Annotated in this window: 15 protein-coding genes and 1 riboswitch; of the genes, 7 read left to right on the top strand and 8 right to left on the bottom strand. The window is 63.5% G+C overall.

Features of this window, described 5'->3' with window-relative positions:
• Positions 1-56: 56 nt before the first annotated feature.
• From J7355_RS06725 to tkt, 6 genes are all read right to left on the bottom strand, one after another.
• Positions 57-1,235, bottom strand: coding sequence for a VWA domain-containing protein (locus J7355_RS06725; RefSeq protein WP_209061113.1), 1,179 nt, complete (start codon positions 1,233-1,235; stop codon positions 57-59).
• Between the two features lie 57 nt (positions 1,236-1,292).
• Positions 1,293-1,682: a GxxExxY protein gene (locus tag J7355_RS06720; RefSeq protein WP_209061112.1), complete on the bottom strand. Its 390-nt coding sequence runs from the start codon at positions 1,680-1,682 to the stop codon at positions 1,293-1,295.
• Positions 1,683-1,723: 41 nt separating this feature from the next.
• Positions 1,724-2,566, bottom strand: coding sequence for a MoxR family ATPase (locus tag J7355_RS06715; protein ID WP_209061110.1), 843 nt, complete (start codon positions 2,564-2,566; stop codon positions 1,724-1,726).
• Positions 2,567-2,724: 158 nt separating this feature from the next.
• Positions 2,725-3,897, bottom strand: coding sequence for a phosphoglycerate kinase (locus tag J7355_RS06710; protein ID WP_280637583.1), 1,173 nt, complete (start codon positions 3,895-3,897; stop codon positions 2,725-2,727).
• A gap of 49 nt (positions 3,898-3,946) precedes the next feature.
• Positions 3,947-4,954 (bottom strand): type I glyceraldehyde-3-phosphate dehydrogenase, encoded by a 1,008-nt coding sequence (gene gap, locus J7355_RS06705; RefSeq protein WP_209061107.1) that lies wholly within the window; start codon positions 4,952-4,954, stop codon positions 3,947-3,949.
• 67 nt (positions 4,955-5,021) lie between these two features.
• On the bottom strand, positions 5,022-7,025 hold the full coding sequence (gene tkt / locus J7355_RS06700) for a transketolase (protein ID WP_209061105.1): 2,004 nt from the start codon (positions 7,023-7,025) through the stop codon (positions 5,022-5,024).
• A 502-nt stretch (positions 7,026-7,527) separates the two neighbouring features.
• Between tkt and J7355_RS06695 the strand changes: the two genes are divergently transcribed.
• Positions 7,528-8,763 (top strand): ferritin-like domain-containing protein, encoded by a 1,236-nt coding sequence (locus J7355_RS06695; RefSeq protein ID WP_209061103.1) that lies wholly within the window; start codon positions 7,528-7,530, stop codon positions 8,761-8,763.
• 277 nt (positions 8,764-9,040) lie between these two features.
• Here the strand turns inward: J7355_RS06695 and J7355_RS06690 are convergent, their stop codons facing one another.
• A complete protein-coding gene (locus tag J7355_RS06690) occupies positions 9,041-10,210 on the bottom strand; it encodes a methionine aminotransferase (RefSeq protein WP_209061101.1) in 1,170 nt (389 codons plus the stop codon).
• Between the two features lie 120 nt (positions 10,211-10,330).
• Positions 10,331-10,479, top strand: a riboswitch (FMN riboswitch).
• A gap of 81 nt (positions 10,480-10,560) precedes the next feature.
• Between J7355_RS06690 and ribB the strand changes: the two genes are divergently transcribed.
• From ribB to J7355_RS06665, 5 genes are all read left to right on the top strand, one after another.
• Positions 10,561-11,214, top strand: a complete 654-nt coding sequence (gene ribB, locus J7355_RS06685) for a 3,4-dihydroxy-2-butanone-4-phosphate synthase (protein ID WP_209061099.1) — start codon at positions 10,561-10,563, stop codon at positions 11,212-11,214.
• 73 nt (positions 11,215-11,287) lie between these two features.
• Complete coding sequence (locus J7355_RS06680; protein WP_209061098.1) at positions 11,288-12,097, top strand: MerR family transcriptional regulator; 810 nt, start codon at positions 11,288-11,290, stop codon at positions 12,095-12,097.
• Between the two features lie 121 nt (positions 12,098-12,218).
• Positions 12,219-13,169, top strand: coding sequence for an alpha/beta fold hydrolase (locus J7355_RS06675; protein ID WP_209061095.1), 951 nt, complete (start codon positions 12,219-12,221; stop codon positions 13,167-13,169).
• A 10-nt stretch (positions 13,170-13,179) separates the two neighbouring features.
• Positions 13,180-14,076, top strand: a complete 897-nt coding sequence (locus tag J7355_RS06670; RefSeq protein WP_209061093.1) for a metal-dependent hydrolase — start codon at positions 13,180-13,182, stop codon at positions 14,074-14,076.
• Positions 14,077-14,137: 61 nt separating this feature from the next.
• Complete coding sequence (locus tag J7355_RS06665; protein WP_209061091.1) at positions 14,138-15,055, top strand: metal-dependent hydrolase; 918 nt, start codon at positions 14,138-14,140, stop codon at positions 15,053-15,055.
• Between the two features lie 91 nt (positions 15,056-15,146).
• Here J7355_RS06665 and J7355_RS06660 read toward each other — a convergent pair whose 3' ends face one another.
• Positions 15,147-15,809 (bottom strand): TetR/AcrR family transcriptional regulator, encoded by a 663-nt coding sequence (locus J7355_RS06660; protein WP_209061090.1) that lies wholly within the window; start codon positions 15,807-15,809, stop codon positions 15,147-15,149.
• A gap of 159 nt (positions 15,810-15,968) precedes the next feature.
• On the opposite strand from J7355_RS06660, the gene J7355_RS06655 reads away from it, so the two are divergent.
• Positions 15,969-16,781 carry an SDR family NAD(P)-dependent oxidoreductase gene (locus J7355_RS06655; protein ID WP_209061088.1) on the top strand — a complete coding sequence of 271 codons (813 nt, stop codon included), beginning with the start codon at positions 15,969-15,971 and terminating at the stop codon, positions 16,779-16,781.
• Positions 16,782-16,810 lie beyond the last annotated feature (29 nt).

Below are 16,810 nucleotides of genomic sequence, written 5' to 3'. Positions count from 1 at the left end.
GGTGAATCCTAACAGCCAGCCGCCCGATGCGGGTGACAGCCGGCACCCCCGACGGCTCAGTCCGCGAGCCGATCAATCGCGGCCTCGAGGCCGTCGAGCGTCATCGCGTACATGCGGTCATCCATGAGTTCGCGCGTCATCTGGATCGACGGCGTGTAGTCCCAGCGCTGGGTCGGCTCTGGATTGAGCCATACCGCATCGGGGAAACTGTCGAGCAGGCGCTTCAGCCAGACCGCCCCGGCCTCGGCGTTCCAGTGTTCGACAGCGCCGCCCGGATAGGCGATTTCGTAGGGGCTCATGGTCGCATCGCCCACGAAGATCGCCTTGTAATCCGCCGTATAGGTATGACAGACGTCCCAGGTCGAATGCTGCTGGGTGCGCCGGCGGCGGTTGTCACGCCACAGCCCTTCGTAGGGGAAGTTGTGGAAGTAGTAGTACTCGAGATGCTTGAACTCGGCGCGCGCGGCCGAGAACAGGGACTCGACGGTGGCCACGTGATCGTCCATCGACCCACCGACATCGAAAAAGATCAGCAGCTTGACCGCGTTGCGCCGCTCCGGACGCATGTGCAGATCCAGATTGCCGGCGTTCTTCGCGGTCGCCCGGATGGTGCGATCCATATCCAGCTCTTCGTCCGCGCCCTCGCGGGCGAAGCGGCGCAGCTTGCGCAACGCCATCTTGATATTGCGGGTACCGATTTCCTGGCTGCCGTCCAGATTGGCGAACTCGCGCTTGTCCCAAACCTTGACAGCCCGGCGATGCCGCGAGCCGTCCTGACCGATACGAATACCTTCCGGGTTGAAGCCGTAGGCGCCGAACGGCGACGTGCCGGCCGTGCCGATCCACTTGCTACCGCCCTCGTGGCGCTCGCCCTGTTCTTCCAGACGTTTCTTGAGCGTTTCCATGAGCTTGTCCCAGCCGCCCATGGCCTCGATCTGGGCTTTCTGCTCGTCGGACAGCTCGAGCTGCTTCATCTTCTCGAGCCATTCGTCCGGAATATCGGTGGTGAGATCCTCGGTTGCGGCCTGGATGCCGTCGAAGTAATGGCCGAATACCTGGTCGAAGCGATCGAACTTGGTCTCGTCCTTGATCAGCGTGGCGCGCGATAGATAGTAGAAATTCTCCACGCTCATGCCGCCGACATGATGATCCAACGCCTCAAGCAACGTCAGGTACTCGGTGACCGACGGCTTGAGACCCGCTTCGCGCAGCTCGTAGAAGAATTCGATCAGCATTTTGTCTCACGCAAAGGCGCAAAGACGCCAAGGAAGAAAAAGTGCGGAATAAGCAGCCTATCTATCTTGAAGGTCATTGACGACTCGCTTTACGCCATCTCTGAACAATGACTCGCCGAAATTAATTAGCAAGCCAAGTCGCTTATCGGCTAGCCGCAAATAAGTCAGCACTTGTTTTGCGTGGACTGCCCCCATCTGCTCGATAGATTTCAGTTCGACAATGACGCGGTCTTGGACGATGAGATCCGCCCGAAACCCTTCATCGAAACGCAGATCCTTATACACGACCGGTACCGGAACCTGCCTGCGAACATCAAGCTGTTGCGCCCTCAGCTCGTGTGCGAGCACTGCTTCGTAAACTGACTCAAGCAAACCAGGCCCAAGGCCTACATGGATGTGGTATGCAGCATCGACGACGCGTCGGGCTATATCGTTCTCTTGGCTCACTCTTCTTAGCGTCTTTGCGCCTTTGCGTGAGTTCTTCTGTCCTAGCGGCGCGTCATGAACGCGAGGCGCTCGAACAGATGCACGTCCTGCTCGTTCTTGAGCAGCGCGCCATGCAGCGGCGGCAGCGCGTCGCGCGCATTGTCGGAGTGCAGCGCCTCGGCCGGGATGTCTTCGGCCAGCAACAGCTTGAGCCAGTCGAGCAACTCCGAGGTCGAGGGCTTCTTCTTGATGCCCGGCACGTCACGCACGTCGAAGAACAGATCCATCGCATCCGACAGCAGGTTCTTCTTGATGTCCGGGAAGTGCACGTCGACGATCTCGCGCATCGTGTCCTTGTCCGGGAACGAGATGAAGTGGAAGAAGCAGCGGCGCAGGAAGGCGTCCGGCAGTTCCTTCTCGTTATTGGACGTGATGATGATGATCGGGCGGTGACGCGCTTCGATCGTCTGATGCGTTTCGTAGACGTCGAACGCCATGCGATCGATTTCGCGCAGCAGATCGTTCGGGAATTCGATATCCGCCTTGTCGATCTCGTCGATCAGCAGTACCGGCTGGGTATCACAGGTGAAGCATTCCCACAGCGGCCCGGGCACGATGTAGTTGGCGATATCGTGGACCTTTTCGTCGCCGAGCTGCGAATCGCGCAGGCGCGACACGGCGTCGTACTCGTACAGGCCCTGCTGGGCCTTGGTGGTCGACTTGATATGCCACTGATAGAACGGCTTTTCGAGCGCGGCCGCAACTTCCTCGGCGAGCATGGTCTTGCCGGTGCCGGGCTCGCCCTTGATCAGCAGCGGGCGCTGCAGCGTGGCCGCGGCGTTGACCGCGAGCTTGAGATCATCGGTCGCGACGTAACGGTCGGTCCCGGTGAATTGGGTGGTCATAGGCGTATCGCTGGATTGGGGTTCGCGCGCGCCGCGCGCAAACATCTAGTGTCGTGCAAATGAAACGGCTTTTCAATTGAGCGCCGGTACGGCGCAACGCGGTACACGCGCTGCAGATGCCGTGTAAAAAAGCGAGCGCAAGCGCGCTCGCGCGAGCTTCAACCGGCTGCGCGCTGCTCGAGCACGGCGATCGCCGGCAGGGTCTTGCCTTCCAGAAATTCCAGAAAGGCGCCGCCGCCGGTCGAGATATAGGACACGTCGTCCTCGACCCGATACTTTTCGATGGCCGCAAGCGTATCGCCGCCCCCGGCGATGGAAAACGCGTCGCTGCGTGCGATCGCACGGGCGAGCACGTGCGTGCCGCCGCCGAACTGGTCGATCTCGAACACGCCAACCGGCCCGTTCCAGACGATGGTGCCGGCGTTCACGAGAATATCCGCGAAGGCATCGCGCGTGGCCGGGCCGACATCGAGAATCATCTCGTCGTCCTCGACTTCGGCGACCGGGCGCACCTCGGGGTGCGCCTCGGGCGAGACTTCGGTGGCGGCAATGACGTCGGTCGGCAACGGGATGTAACCGCCTCGCGAACGGATTTCACGATCGATCAGGCGCGCGGCGCCGACCAGATCGGGCTCGTAGAGCGACGCGCCGACGTTATGGCCTTCTGCCGCGAGAAAGGTATTGGCGATGCCGCCGCCCACGATGAGCTGATCGGCGACGTTGGCCAGGCTCTCCAGCAGCTCGAGTTTGCTCGATACCTTGGAGCCGCCCACGATGACGACCAACGGCCGCTCGGGATCGCCGAGAGCTGCTTCCAGCGACTCGACTTCCGCCGAGAGCAACGGCCCCGCGCAGGCCACCGGCGCGAACCGCGCTACGCCTTCAGTCGATGCCTGCGCGCGATGGGCGGTACCAAAGGCGTCCATCACGAACACATCGCAGAGATCGGCCATGCGGCGTGACAGCGCTTCGTCGTTGGACTTCTCGCCCACGTTGAAGCGCACGTTCTCGCACATCACGATCTCGCCCTCGCCCACCTCGACGCCGTCGAGCCAGTCCTTGGCGAGCGGAACATCGCAACGCAACAGCTCGGACAGATAGCGGGCCACCGGCGCGAGACTGTGCTCGTCGTCCGGCTGGCCTTCCTTCGGGCGACCGAGGTGCGACATGACCATGACGCGGGCGCCGGCATCGAGCGCGGCGCGGATTGTCGGCACCGACGCCTTGAGGCGGCCGGCAGAACTGACCTCCCCGTTGACGAACGGCACGTTCAGATCCTGACGGATCAGCACACGCTTGCCGGCGAGATCCACGTCTTCCATCTTGAGCATGGCGGTCATGTCGCGCTCCTCGGTTGCAGTTGTCGACGTAGCGACTGGATCAGCCGGCCTTGGCCAGCGCCAGCGCGGTGTCGAGCATGCGGTTGGAGAAGCCCCATTCGTTGTCGTACCAGGCACAGATCTTGATCAGCTTGCCGCCCGCGACCTTGGTCAGCGGCGCGTCGACCGTGGAGGACACCGGGTCGTGGTTGAAGTCCTGCGAGACCAGCGGCGCTTCGCTGTAGGCCAGCACGCCCTTGAGCTCGCCTTCCGCGGCCTTCTTGAGCACGGCGTTGACTTCCTCGACGCTGGTCTCCTTCGAGACCTGGGCCGTCAGATCGACCATCGACACGTTGATCGTCGGCACACGCACGGCAAAGCCGTCGAGCTTGCCGTTGAGTTCCGGCAGCACCAGGCCGACGGCCTTCGCCGCGCCGGTCTGGGTCGGGATCATGCTCTGGGTGGCGCTGCGCGCGCGACGCAGATCCTTGTGGTAGACGTCGGTGAGCACCTGGTCGTTGGTGTACGAGTGGATGGTGTTCATCAGCCCGTACTCGATGCCGAAAGCGTCATGCAGCGGCTTGACCAGCGGTGCCAGGCAGTTGGTGGTGCAGGACGCGTTGGAGATGATCTTGTCGTCGGCGGTGATGGTGTCGTGGTTCACGCCGTAGACGATGGTGGTGATATCACCCGCCGGCGCGGAAATCAGCACCTTCTTGGCGCCACCGTCGAGGTGCGCGCTGGCCTTGTCCTTGCTGGCGAACAGGCCGGTGCACTCGAACACGATGTCGACACCGAGATCACCCCAGGGCAGGTCGGCCGGATTGCGCTCGGCGAGCACCTTGATCTTGTCGCCGTTGACGACGAGATTATCGCCTTCGATGGAGACCTCGCCCGGGAAGCGACCGTGCGCGGTGTCGTACTGGGTCAGGTGCGCGTTGGCCTCGGCATCGCCGAGGTCGTTGATCGCGACGATCTCGATCTCGCCGTTGCGACCGGACTCATATAGCGCACGCAGGACATTGCGCCCGATACGGCCATAACCGTTGATGCCGACTTTGACTGCCATAACTACCTCTCTATCGAACTGGCCAAACGTGGTGGCCGATAAGTACTGAATGAATGCTGCGGTGGGGCTAGCCCTGCACCTGCGCGCGTAGTGCCTCGGCAACCGCGTCTGCGGTCACGCCGAACTCGTCGTAGACATCGCCGGCCGGCGCGGAGGCCCCGAAGTCGTCGACGCCGACGACCCGGCCCGCTGGGCCGACGAACCGGTACCAGGAATCGCTCACGCCGGCCTCGACCGCGACCCGCGCGGTCACGGCAGCCGGCAGTACCGACTCGCGATAATCGGCGCTCTGGGCATCGAACACCTCGACACAGGGCATCGAAACCACGCGCACGCCCACGCCCTCGCTGTAGAGCTGCTGGGCCGCAGCGACTGCCAGCTCGAGCTCGGAGCCGGTGCCGATGACGATTGCCTGCAGTTCGCCCTGCGCCTCGCGCAGCACGTAGCCGCCGTTGGCAATCGCGGCAAGCTGCGCCGCATCACGCGGCTGGTGATCGACGTCCTGACGCGAAAAGGCCAACGCCGTCGGGCCGTTCACCCGCTCGATCGCTGCCTGCCAGGCCACGGCCGTCTCGACATCGTCGCCCGGGCGCCAGACATGCAGGTTGGGAATCAGGCGCAGGCTGGCAATGTGCTCGACGGACTGATGCGTCGGGCCATCCTCGCCCAGGCCGATCGAGTCGTGGGTATAGACCAGAATATTGCGCGAGCGCATGAGTGCGGCCATGCGCACGGCGTTGCGCGCATAGTCCGAAAACGTCAGGAACGTCGCGCCGAACGGCGTGAACCCGCCGTGCAGGCTCAGCCCGTTCGTGATCGCGGTCATCGCGAATTCGCGTACGCCGTAATAGATATAGTTGCCGCTGTAGTCGCCGGCCCGCATCGGCACGTGGCCCTTGAAGTCGGTGCCGTTCGAGCCGGACAGGTCCGCGGAGCCGCCGATCAGTTCCGGCAATTCGCTGGCGTAGGCCTCGATCGCCGCCTTCGACGACTTGCGCGTGGCCGTACGCTTGCCTTCGGCTTGCACCTTCTCGATGAAGGCGCGGCACTGCGCCGGCCAGTCGCGCGGCATGTCGCCGGCCATGCGGCGTTCGAACTCGGCGGCATCCTCCGGGTACTTCGCGGCATAGGCCGCCCGCGCGTCCTGCCACTGTTTTTCGGCCGCCGCGCCCTTCTCGCGCTTGTTCCACGCGGCGTAGATGTCGTCGGGAACGGCGAAGCGGGTCTCATCGGCCCAGCCGATCTGCTGACGCGCGGCGGCGATCTCGTCGTCGCCCAGGGCCGCGCCGTGCACACCCGCAGTGCCCTGCTTGTTGGGCGAACCCCAGCCGATCACCGTCTTGCAGCAGATCAGGGTCGGTCGACCGGCCTCTTTCTTCGCGGTGTCGATCGCGGTCTTGATCTCTTCCGCGTCGTGACCGTCGACGTTGCGAATCACCTGCCAGCCATAGGCCTCGAAGCGGCCCGGCGTATCGTCGGTGAACCAGTCGTGCACCTCGCCGTCGATGGAGATGCCGTTGTCATCATAGAAGACAACCAGCTTGCCCAGACCGAGCGTACCGGCCAGCGAGCAGGCTTCATGGGAGATCCCTTCCATGAGACAGCCGTCGCCGATGAAACACCAGGTGTGGTGATCGACCAGCGTGGCGTCGTCGTGATTGAAGCGATCGGCGAGCGCCGCTTCGGCCAGCGCCATGCCAACGGCATTCGCAAGGCCCTGCCCGAGCGGGCCGGTCGTGGTCTCGACCCCCGGGGTCATGAAATTCTCGGGGTGGCCCGGCGTCTTCGAATGCAGCTGACGAAACGCCTTGATGTCGTCGAGCGACAGATCATAGCCGGCCAGATGAAGCGCCGCGTACTGCAGCATGGAACCGTGCCCGTTCGACAGGATGAAGCGGTCGCGGTCCACCCAGTTCGGGTTGGCCGGGTTCATCTTCAAGTGATCATTGAAGAGCACCTCGGCGATATCGGCCATGCCCATGGGCATGCCGGGATGACCCGAATTGGCCTGCTGGACGGCGTCCATCGACAGAATCCGGATGGCGTTGGCGAGATCACGACGGGCTGGCATCGATAATCCTCTGGCGCAGCTTGACAAAGGCCGGTCATTGTCTATTAAAGCGATTGGCCGGGCAACACGAACAGCGTCCCGAGATCTGCCGAGAGGCTCCCCTTCCGCAGCGAATCCCCGGTACGCCACGACGCCGGGATGGCGCCGAAATCCCCACCGGAATGCCATTTAATTTTGTTTTGCTGAACGAAATAACGATAAGCAAAGCGAATGCTCAATCAGAAATAAAAATTATCGTTATCAACGCATTGGGTGTTTTTTCCCATTCAGCACAGTATTGCCCGCCCGGAATGTCGCGGATATGGCGCCGCAACAATCGCTAACTGTCATTCGGCACGGGATTTTCGTGTGCTAGGTTCGATGGACGGGTACCCGGGTTACCAAAGATATTCAGCCAATATGGCACCGCAGTCAGAAAGTGCTGCAATCAGTTTGCAACAACCCACCCCGAGAGAACCCGAGCAGGTTCACAACACAAGAAATCAATGAGAGGGATCCGGTCATGGCAGATCACACCAAGCAAGACGAAGGCGAACGTCGCGTTGCCATCGTGAGCGGCTCGACGGGCAAGCCGATCAGCAACTCCCGGCGGCGCTTTTTGAGCAACGCGGGCATGTTTTCGGCCGGCCTGGTCGGCAGCACTTTGCTTGCAGCATGCAGCGACGGCGACAGCAATGTTGCGGTTGCGCAGGATAATAACGATCAGGGTAATGATGACCCACGTGATGCCGTCAGCGATGCCGCCGTTCTTCAGTTCGCCCTGAACCTAGAGTATCTCGAAGCGGAATACTATCTGCGTGCCGTGAACAACGGCATGGGACTGCAGGACGATACGATCTCCGGCATGGACGGCGGCATGTCGCCCGGCACCGTGATTGGACCGCGCACCACGAGCGTCGATTTCATGAGTGAAGGCTTGATCGGTCGCTACGCGGCAGAGATCGCCTCCGACGAACTTGATCACGTACAGTTTCTGCGCACCGGCCTGCAGGGCGCGGGCGGGCTGATTGCCCGGCCGGCGATCAACCTTCGGGCCTCTTTCGATGCGGCCGCGACGGTGGCGCTTCAAAACGCCGACGCGATCAACAGCGATACGACGGCGCTGTTTGATCCGTACGGTAGCCCTTTGGCGTTCTTGATCGGAGCGTTCATTTTCGAGGACGTTGGCGTGAGTGCCTACAAAGGCGGCGCCCGATTCTTGAGCAACCCTGACTTCCTCGAAGCCGCCGCCGGTATTCTTTCGGTGGAGGGTTACCACGCCGGCTTGGTACGTACGGTCCTGACCGCGCGTGCCGAGGATGGTGCAACCGTGACTTTCCCGCTACGGGATAGCGACGGGAACGATGCGGGCACGACCGACCCGATCCCGCTGTACACGGTTATTACCGCAATTTCGGACGCCCGCGATCTGGTCGACGGCGATACCGATCTCGATCAAGGCATCGGCGACAGCGACTCGACCGTGGATATTTATGGTACCGACGTCGACGCGACGAACATCGTGCCAACCGATGATAGCGGTATTACCTTCTCTCGCACGCCGGCGCAGGTACATAACGTCGTGTACCTCAATCCAAACGCGGTGTCGCAAGGCGGCTTCTTCCCCGAGGGAACGCGCATTCCGGCCATGCCCTCATTGACGACGAGCGGCGGTAGCGCTCCCATGGGCGGAGATGACACGAGCATGGACGACCCGGATAGCGACACCGACACGATGGAAGAGGCCAGCAACAGCTAGGATGGCCGTTGTTATTTGAGTTTTGCCAACGGCGAACGAAGCCCCGGCCCAGGCCGGGGTTTTTTTGGTCAATGCATCGCGGCAGCAGACGGGTCGCGTACGGCGACCCGCTAAAAAACTGCAGATCCTCCGCGCCGGCGCACCGCGGCATGTTCGCCGTCGAGGCACGCGAGAGAGCCGTACCGACCGATTACATAGCGCGAACCTGTTTGCTTATGCCGGCGCCTGACGCGATCGCACCAAATGGTCAAGGATGTGTTGGCGCGAGCAACGATAGCTAGCACTGATCCCGCGGCGCATTATCGAGGGATACTAGCCGACTAGCGCCCGCCTCGAGCGTCGCGTCGCTCTTGGCGAAACAGAGCCGGATGAGGCGCGTATCGGGCGGCGTTTCGAAGAAGGGGCTCAAGGGAACGGCGGCAACGCCGGCCTCGCGTACCAGCCACTGCGAGAACGCGATGTCGTCGACGTCACGCACCGCTGAATAGTCGACCAGCTGGAAATAACCGCCCGGCACCGCCTGCAGCATCAGCGGCGTGTCGGCGAGCAATGCCCGAAAGCGATCCCGCTTGGCCTGGTAGAAGGCAGGCAGTTCGAGGTGATGTTCGGGCGCTGCTTCCAGCATCTGTGCGAGTGCCCACTGTGCCGGGGCGAACGAGGCGAAGGTGAGGTATTGATGCACCTTGCGAAGCTCCGCGGTCAGCGCCGGCGGCGCCACGCAGTAACCGATTTTCCAGCCCGTGCAGTGGTAGGTCTTGCCAAACGAACTGATCACGAAGCTGCGCGCGGCCAGTTCGGGATGGCGCGCCACGCTCTGGTGCAGCGCGCCGTCGAAGACCATGTGTTCGTAGACCTCGTCCGACAACAGCACAATCGAGGTGTCGCGCAGCAGGGCCGCGAGTTGTTGCAGGTCGGCCGCGGCGAGTACCGCGCCGGTCGGATTGTGCGGCGAATTCACGATGAGCATGCGCGTGCGCGACGTGATCGCGTCGGCCAGGCGCTGCCAGTCGATCGCGAAACCGGGGCGCTGAAGCGGCACGCGAATGGCGCGCGCCTGTTGCAGTTCGATCGCCGGGACATAGCAGTCGTAGGCCGGGTCGAGAACAATCACGTCATCGCCGGCACGAACCGTCGCCGCGATCGCCGCGAAGATGGCCTCGGTGGCACCCGAGGTGATCGTGACCTCGGTGTCAGCATCGGTCGCGCGCCCGTAGAGCGACTCGGTCTTTTTCGCCACCTGTTGCCGCAACGCCGCAACGCCGATCCCGGGCGGGTATTGATTGCGCCCGTCGGCCACCGCGCGCGACAGCGCGTCGCGCAGCGCCATCGGCGGTTCGAAATCCGGAAACCCCTGACCGAGATTCACCGCGTCGTATTCCTGCGCCAGCTGGCTCATCACACTGAAAATGGTCGTGCCGACCTGCGGCAGCTTGGTTTCGATCTGCATGAAGAATCCGACGCCGAAGACAGGCCCGAATGCTAGCACTCCAACTGCCAGCCACCGGGAGATCACGGCCGCATCAAGCGCGGCGACCTGTCCGGTGCGTGCACGATCGGCTATACTCGACGCCGTCTTCAGGGCGGGGTGCAATTCCCCACCGGCGGTATGTCGTTCACGACGAGCCCGCGAGCGCCTCGAGCATCTTCGTTCGAGGGTCCGCAGATCTGGTGCGATGCCAGAGCCGACGGTTACAGTCCGGATGAAAGAAGACGCATGGCGGCAAGCCGGGCCACGTTCCGGTGCACGTCCTCAGCGCCTGTCGCCCTGGAACGTTGACTCATTGCAGAGGACGTTTCATGCCCCGTCACAATTTCAGCCACGACTTCAACAATCACCCGCGCCTCGCGGCCGCGATCGCGGCCTATCGCGCCGGCGATCCGGTGCTGCTGCTCGACGACGCCGACCGCGAGAACGAGGCCGACATCGTCGCCGCCGCGGAGAACCTCAAGACCGAAACCATGGTGCGCATGATCCGCAACGGCAGCGGCATTGTGTGCCTGTGCCTCGATCAGGCCAGTGCCGACGCCCTGGCGCTCGAACCGATGGTGCGCGACAACCAGGCCCGGCACGGGACCGGTTTCACCGTATCCATCGAGGCCGCCAGCGGCGTGACCACGGGCGTCTCCGCGGCGGATCGCGTGCGCACCATCGCGGCCGCCCTGGCCTCGGTCGAGGGGCCGCGTCAGATCGTGAGCCCGGGGCATGTCTTTCCCCTGCGCGCACGCGATGGCGGCGTGCTCGAACGCCGTGGTCATACCGAGGGTTCGCTCGACCTGGCCGTACTCGCCGGACTGCGTCCTGCATCCGTGCTCTGCGAACTGATGAACGACGACGGCACCATGGCCGGCAATGACGACATCGAACGCTATGCCGAAGCGCATAGCCTGCCGGTGCTCACCATCGAAGAGATCGCCGCCTACCGCAGCGAACGGACCGCGCGTTGCGCCTGAGGCGAGACGCGCGCAGGCCCGCCCTGACGGGCCTGCGGATGACGCGAACCCGGCGGCCGGCTATCCTTTGGCCATGAGACGCGTTTCCAGAAAATCAGCCGCCGAGGTCAGCGAGACCGAAGCCCCGGCCGCCGCGCCGCCGGAGTTCTCTATCGACGCGCTCGCGCGCGAGACCGGCAGCACCGTGCGCAACATTCGCGCCTATCAGGATCGCGGTCTGTTACCGCCGCCGGAGCGCCGTGGCCGCAAGGGCATCTACAACGATGCCCACCTGTCGCGGTTGCGCATCATCAACCGGCTGCTCGAACGCGGCTACACGCTCGCCAATATCTCGGAGTTGATCGAAAGCTGGGAGCGCGGCAACGATATCGGTCGCCTGCTGGGCCTGGAAACCGCGGTGGCGAGTCCGTGGACCGACGAGGTACCCGACTACGTCACCATGCCCCAGCTGCTGAAGAAATTCGGCGGCAAGTTCTCGCGCACGGCACTCAACAAGGCGATCGAACTCGACGTCATTCGTCCCGAGGGCATGCGTTATCGCGTGCCCAGCCCGCGCATGCTGCACGCCGGCGCAGAACTGGTGGCGGTCGGCATTCCGCTTGAGGACATGCTCGACGTGGTGGCGTATCTGCGCCGCAACGTCGAACAGGCGGCCGACGAAATGGTGCGCCTGGTCGCGATTCATGTCTTCGACAAGTACGGCGAGGGCCAGCTGCCGCCCAAGGAAGACATGCCGGAGCTGGCCGATCTGGTCTGGCGTTTTCGTCCGCTGGTCGAGATGGCCGTGCTGCCCGAGGTTGCACGCGCGATGGGCAAGGCCGCCGACCAGCATCTTGGCGATCGTCTCGCACTGCTCATGGAGCATCTGCACGACGCGCGATAGCGCGTAGATCGCCGCCAATCCCGGCGCCCGGCATGCATTGATGCCGCAGCGCAACAATCAAGTTGCGTCCCATCACTCTTTGTGACATCGTTTGATGTAATGATTACATCAGGCATGGCATATGGGTGAATCCAACAACAACGCCGAGGCGCACGACGATACGGTCTTCGTGCGCGGCGATGGGGTGGATCTCGCCTGTCATGTCTGCGGCCCCGCGGACGCACCGGCGCTCGTTTTCGTGCACGGCTATCCCGACAACCACCGCGTATGGGACCGGCTCGTGGCGGAACTGGCCGCGCACTATCGCTGCGTGCGCTATGACGTGCGCGGTGCCGGCGAGTCGAGCCGCCCGAGCGACACCGGCGCCTATACGCTCGACCACCTCCAGGCGGATCTGCAGGCCGTCATCGACTGGGCCAGCCCGAACGCGCCGGTACATCTGATCGGTCACGACTGGGGCTCGATCCAAACCTGGGAGTCGGTCACGGATCCTGCCATGGCCGATCGCATCGCCAGCTACACGTCGATCTCGGGCCCCTGTCTCGACCATGTCGGGCACTGGCTGCGCAGCCAGTGGCAGGCGGACCGCAGTGGCCTGCTCAAGCAGATGCGCAAGTCCTGGTACATCCTCGCGTTTCACATGCCGTTCGTCCCGGGACTGCTCTGGCACGGCGTGCTTGGGCGTCGCTGGCATGCCATCGCGAGCCGCCTGGAAGGCCAGTCGCTGCCGGAGAACCCGAGCCAGACGCGCGATGGCGCGGACGGTATCCGCCTGTACCGCGCGAACATTCTCGAACGGCTCCGGCACCCGCGCGCGCGCCATGCACAGGCGCCCGTGCAGGTGATCACCCCGCAGCGCGATCCATTCGTCGGCCCTGGTTTCGTGGTCGGCCTCGATCGCTGGGTCGAGTCGTTGACCGTCACCCCCATCGACGCCGCGCACTGGGCGATCCAGACCCATCCGCAGACGATCGCCGCGCACTGCCGCGAGTTCGTGGCGGGCCATACCGACAAGACGCGGACCGCGACCGCCTCGCCGGCGCGAGACGAACGCGCACGCAGTGGCGCCTGAGGAGATTTTCATGAGCAAGACCACGGCCGATATCGACAACGCGTTCACCGGCTACAGCGGTCCGGTCATGCCCGAGCGGCGTGACCTGCATTTCCTGCCGCCGGGCGATCGCATCTGCAACTGGCACCAGGCCGGGCCGAACGTGACCCAGTTCATGAACGCGCTGAGCCTGTTCTTTCCGGCCGGCGAGCGCATGTTCATCGATGCTGTGCGCGCCTATCGCGACGAGATTCCGGATCCCGATCTGCGCAAGGCCGCGACCGCGTTTATCGGTCAGGAAGCCATGCACTCGCGCGAGCACATCGAATACAACCAGCTCATGGAGGCCGCCGGTCTGCCGGCCTGCGAGCTGGATGCCCAGGTGTGGGCTCACACCGAGTACGTGAAGAAGCACAGCAGCAAGGTGACCCCGCTGCTGATGACGATCGCGCTCGAGCATTTCACCGCGCTCATGGGCGACACCCTGTTGCGCCACCCCGAGCAGATGGCCGGCTCGCAGGAAGACTACGAGCGCATGTGGCGCTGGCACGCACTGGAGGAAGTCGAGCACAAGGCTGTGGCCTACGACGTGTACGAAAAATGCGTCGGCCGCGGACCGAAGGCCTATGCCATGCGCAGCGCGATCATGCTCACCACCACGGCCACCTTCTGGCCGCACGTGATGCTGTTCTACCGGCGCCTGGCCGCGGCCGACCCGGCCTGCGTGAAGGCGGGCTGGCGCGGGCATCTGCACCTGGCCAACTTCATGCTCGGCCGGCCCGGCTATCTCCGCAAGCTGTTGCCGGAGTATCTGGCCTATTTCAAATACAGCTTTCACCCCTGGCAGCAGAACAACGCCGACCTGCTCGCCGAAATCGACACGCTGGTCGACGAGGCGGAATCTGCCTATGCCGGCCACGCCGCGTGAACACGCACTACCAACACCGCGCCGAACACGGCGCAACCGACACCCATCCAAGGAGGGCGACATGAGCAAGAACGCAACCGCCATGAACAAGAAGACGCGCTACACCGAGCGCGAGATCCCGCACAGCGACAACGTCACGGTCATGCCCGAGCGGCGCGACCTGCACTTCCTGCCGCCGGCCGATCGCATCTGCGACTGGCACAAGGAAGGTCCGAACGTCACCCAGTTCATGAACGCCATGTCGCTGCTCTTCCCGGCCGGCGAGCGCATGTTCATCGACGCTGTTCGCAGCTATCGCGATGAGATTCCGGATCCGGATCTCAAGAAGGCGGCCACCGCCTTCATCGGTCAGGAGGCGATGCATTCGCGCGAGCACATCGAGTACAACGAACTGCTCGAGAACGCCGGCCTGCCCGCTCACAAGCTCGATAACTTCACTTGGAATCTGCTCGACGGCATCAAGGCCCGCACCTGGAAGTCGATGCCGCTGGCGGCCACCATCGCGCTCGAGCACTACACGGCGCTCATGGGCGACATGCTGCTACGCTATCCGGAAATGATGCAGGGCTCGCAGGAGGACTTCGAGCGTATGTGGCGCTGGCACGCGCTCGAGGAAGTCGAGCACAAGGCCGTCGCCTACGATGTGTACGAGAAATGCATCGGCCGCGGCCCGCGCAACTGGGCCGAGCGCAGCTTCGCGATGACGCTTGCCACCGCCTTGTTCTGGCCGATACTGATGAGTTTCTACTGGCAGATGGCCCAGGCCGACGAGAACTGCCGCAAGCAGGGCTGGCGCGGCCACCTGAAGCTTGCCAACTTCATGTTCGGCAAGCCTGGCTTCATCCGCAAGATGCTTCCGGAGTTCGCCAGCTACTTCAAGTACAGCTTCCATCCGTGGCAGCAGAACAATGCCGACCTGCTCGCCGAGATCGACGGGCTGGTCGACGATGCCGAGGCGGCCTACGCCACCCATCACTGATCGGCGGCCGACGCCTGCCCGCTGCAAGAACGGCGCGGCATTCACCGCGCCGTTCTTATCGCACAACGCCTGGCCGCCGCACGGTCAAGCGCTAGGCGCGGTCCTGCGCCCGAGACTGGCGCGCCATCGCGACATAAAGCGCGAGACTCGATTCAACCACGACCTCGAGCGGGTCACCATAGCGGTTGAGCGTCCAGTACATCGCGATATGGATGGTCGACCCCACCAGGCCGGTCGACAGAATCCGGGCATCGGTACCGCTGCCCTCGCCCAGCGCGAAGATGCTACCGACCAGCTCCTGCAGCATGCGCGTGAAATTCTGTGTCGTCTCGCGGTAGAGGCGGTCGATATCGCCGCTGATACCGAAGATTTCGATCAGCAGGATCCGAGCCGTGCCGGGCTGCCGGTACATCGTCTCGAAGAAGACATGCAGGCCCGCGCGAGCGGTCGCTTCGGGCTCGGCAGGCGCAGCGTCGATCGCGGCCACCACGTCGTCCTCCAGACGCTTGACCAGGGTCTTGTAGACCTCGGCGAACAGCGCCTCGCTGTTGGCGAACGACTCGTAGAAATAGCGCTCGGTCAGGCCCGCCTCACGGCAGAGCGACTTGACCGTTGCGGCACGAAAGCCGTCGCGGCCGAAGACGGCGATGCCGGCTTCGACAAACTGCGCGCGCCGCTTGCTGCGCCGCTCGTCGAGACTGCGGCCGCCGTACGCGCGACCGCGGGACGATGAGGAGGATATTCGGGTCGTCATGCCGCCATATTGACATTATTCGTTGTCAAACGTAATTTGACATTGATCATTGTCAGTTTCGATCTATCAATGGTGCGCGCTCTGGGTCTCGCCGCGTGCCTCGGCCCGCCGATACCAACCGGCCGCCGACCCGGTATTTACAGAACAAAAGGACAAGGCATGAAGGACCTCAAGGACAAGGTCGTGGTGATTACCGGCGCAGGGTCGGGCATCGGCCGCAGCCTGGCCGAGCAGTGCGCGCGCCGCGGCGCCAAACTCGCGCTGTGCGATGTGAACGTCGAGGGCCTGGCCGAAACGCGCGCCCGCTGCGACAAAGCGTCGGTATTGACGGCGCCGCTGGACGTGTCCGACCGCGCAGCCGTGGACGGCTTTCGGGACGCCGTGGTGGCCGAGTACGGTCGCGTGGATCTCGTGATCAACAATGCCGGCGTCGCCCATTCCCAGACCATCGAGGACACGAGCTACGAAGACTTCGAATGGATCATGGGCATCAATTTCTGGGGTGTGGTGTACGGCACCAAGGCGTTTCTGCCCGAGCTCAAGAAGCACCCCGGGGGCGCACTGGTCAACATCTCTAGCGTCTTCGGGCTGATCAGCGTGCCGACCCAGGGCACCTACAACGCCACCAAGTTCGCGGTACGCGGCTTTACCGAAGCCCTGCGCCACGAGACGGCCGACACCGACCTGCATGTCATGTGCGTGCACCCGGGCGGCATCAAGACGGGCATCGCGCATGCCGCGCGTTTTTATGTCGGCCCCAACGGCAGCAGCGACCAGTCCAAGTCGGCCACCGAATTCGTCGACAAGCTGGCGCGCACGACGCCCGATCAGGCAGCCCGCAAGATCCTAGCCGACCTGGCAAAAAAGAAGGGCCGCTGCCTTATCGGGGTGGACGCACAGATCATCTCGGCGGTCTCACGGCTGGTGCCGGTGAACTACTGGCGCCTCATGGGACGCCTGATACCGAGCTGAAAGCCCTCACGCACCGAGAACACGCACAA

The organism is Endozoicomonas sp. G2_2, assembly GCF_017744135.1.
GTDB lineage: Bacteria > Pseudomonadota > Gammaproteobacteria > Nevskiales > Salinisphaeraceae > Salinisphaera.
Note: the sequence above shows the minus strand (reverse complement) of the source record. Positions and strands in the feature narration are given on the sequence as shown.